The following is a 2,210-nucleotide window of genomic DNA, read 5'->3' on the forward strand; positions in this document are numbered from 1 at the left end:
CCCCCACACAGCACCCACACGCCACCCAGCCCGCGCGCCCCGCATGAAATCCCGTTACTTTGGCCGTATGGCCGAGAAAACGGCACGGGCCGGACCCTACCCGGAGGGTGTCCCGTGCTGGGTGGACGCGCAGTTGTCCGACGTCGAGGCGGGCAAGCGGTTCTACGGGGAACTCTTCGGGTGGACGTTCGAGGAGGGGTACGGCACCTCCGTGTGGGCGTACCAGGAGGGCGAACCGGTCGCCGCCCTCGCGCCCAAGGCGGACGGCCGCATGCCCACCGTGTGGACCCCGCACTTCGCGACCCCCGACGTCACCGCCCTCGCCGCCCGTGTCGAAGCCGGCGGCGGCCGGCTCATCACCTCCCCCACCCACCTCGGCGCCCTCGGCGCCACCGCCCTCGCCACCGACCCGGAAGGCGCCGTCTTCGGCCTCTGGCAGCCCGGCACCCACCACGGCTTCGGCCGCCGCCACGAACCCGGCACCTTCGCCTGGGCCGAGCTGTACGCCCGGGACACGAAGGTCGCCAACGACTTCTACGGCACCCTCTTCCACGACGCACTCTTCGGCCCCGGTGCCTCCCCCGACTTCGGCCGCGCCGAGCTCGCCGAGGTCTTCCCGCCCCAGATGCCGCCCCACTTCCTCATCCACTTCCGGGTGACGGACGCCGAGGACGCGCTCGGAGCGGTCCGGCGGCTGGGCGGGCGCGTGCAGGTACCGCCGTTCGACGCCTCGTACGGACGTGTTGCGGTGGTCACGGACGACCAGGGGGCGTCGTTCGCGCTGCTCCAGCGCTGAGAAGCCGCAGAGGAGCCGCAGAGGAGCCGCTGAGGAGCCGCTGAGAAGCCGCAGAGAAGCCCGAGAGGCGCAGTACGCCACCCGTGTGTGACCCGATGCGCCCCACCGATACCAGCCCTTCCTACCGCCAATATCAGCCACTCGCGGCCATAACCCGGTAGTTTCTGAACTCTCAAGAACCCCCAGAAGCCATCAGAACCCGTCCCACGATCCGGGCGGTGGCTTCCCCAAGGGGTGTATCCCGTGCTTTTGTCCTGAGACACCCCGATCCGCCCCCGGGTTCGCACCAGGGGTCCCGGGCAGGAAGAATCGGGGGGCGTGCCGCCATGGCGGTGCCGTGGTGAGACGCTGCACGGGGTCGTGTTCTTTCGAGGGCGACGCGGCCCGTACGGGGAGGTGGCAGGGCAAGTGGTGGATCAGCTGACGCAGCACGATCCGCGGCGTATCGGGCCGTTCGAGGTGCTGGGACGGCTGGGTGCCGGCGGCATGGGGCTGGTCTATCTCGCGCGGTCGGCATCGGGCCGGCGCGTGGCGATCAAGACGGTCAGGACGGAGCTCGCCGAGGACCAGCTGTTCCGGGTCCGCTTCACACGCGAGGTCGAGGCGGCACGGGCCGTCTCCGGCTTCTACACGGCGGCCGTGGTCGACGCCGACCCGCGCGCGGCCGTGCCGTGGCTCGCGACCGCGTACGTCCCCGCGCCCTCGCTGGAAGAGATAGTGACCGACTGCGGGCCGCTCCCGGCCCAGGCGGTGCGCTGGCTCGCGGCGGGCGTCGCCGAGGCCCTCCAGTCCATTCACGGTGCCGGGCTGGTCCACCGCGATCTGAAGCCCTCCAACGTCCTCGTCGTCGAGGACGGGCCGCGGGTGATCGACTTCGGTATCGCCTCCGGTGTCTCGAACACACGGCTGACCATGACCAACGTCGCCGTCGGCACGCCCGCCTACATGTCGCCCGAGCAGGCCAAGGACTCACGGAGCGTGACCGGCGCGAGCGATGTGTTCTCGCTGGGGTCGATGCTCGTCTTCGCGGCCACCGGACACGCCCCCTTCCACGGTGCCAACCCGGTCGAGACGGTGTTCATGCTGCTCAGGGAGGGGCCCGACATCACCGGGCTGCCCGAGGAGCTGCGGCCGCTGATCGAGTCCTGTATGCAGATGGACGCGACCGCGCGCCCCAACCCGGCCGACCTCCAGGCCCAGCTGGCGCCCCACCTCTTCGGCTCCGGCTCCGACGACAGCGGTACGGCCTCCGCGTGGCTGCCGGAAAAGGCGGTCAGCCTCATCGAGTCCCGCCGCGGCGGTCGTACGGTGGCGCATCCGCCGACGGTCCCGGGTGCCGGGGGCGGTAGTGGTGGTGGAGGCGTGAGGCCCGCTGTTCCGGTCCCTCCGCCCCCACCGTCGTACGATCCCGCCC

The 2,210-nt window shown here is 71.3% G+C and carries 2 protein-coding genes; both read left to right on the plus strand.

The window, feature by feature from the left end; translation table 11 throughout:
- Positions 1-67: 67 nt before the first annotated feature.
- Positions 68-796, plus strand: a complete 729-nt coding sequence (locus FNH08_RS49100) for a VOC family protein (RefSeq protein ID WP_152778424.1) — start codon at positions 68-70, stop codon at positions 794-796.
- A 408-nt stretch (positions 797-1,204) separates the two neighbouring features.
- On the plus strand, positions 1,205-2,210 hold a 1,006-nt coding region (locus FNH08_RS49110), incomplete at its 3' end, for a serine/threonine-protein kinase (protein WP_322726644.1).

It is taken from the genome of Streptomyces spongiae, from assembly GCF_009377185.1.
Classification (GTDB): domain Bacteria; phylum Actinomycetota; class Actinomycetes; order Streptomycetales; family Streptomycetaceae; genus Streptomyces; species Streptomyces spongiae.

What these genes read in the sequence shown, in the direction of transcription:
- FNH08_RS49100 (WP_152778424.1), top strand. Translation starts at nt 68, where the DNA reads ATGGCCGAGAAAACGGCACGGGCCGGACCCTACCCGGAGGGTGTCCCG.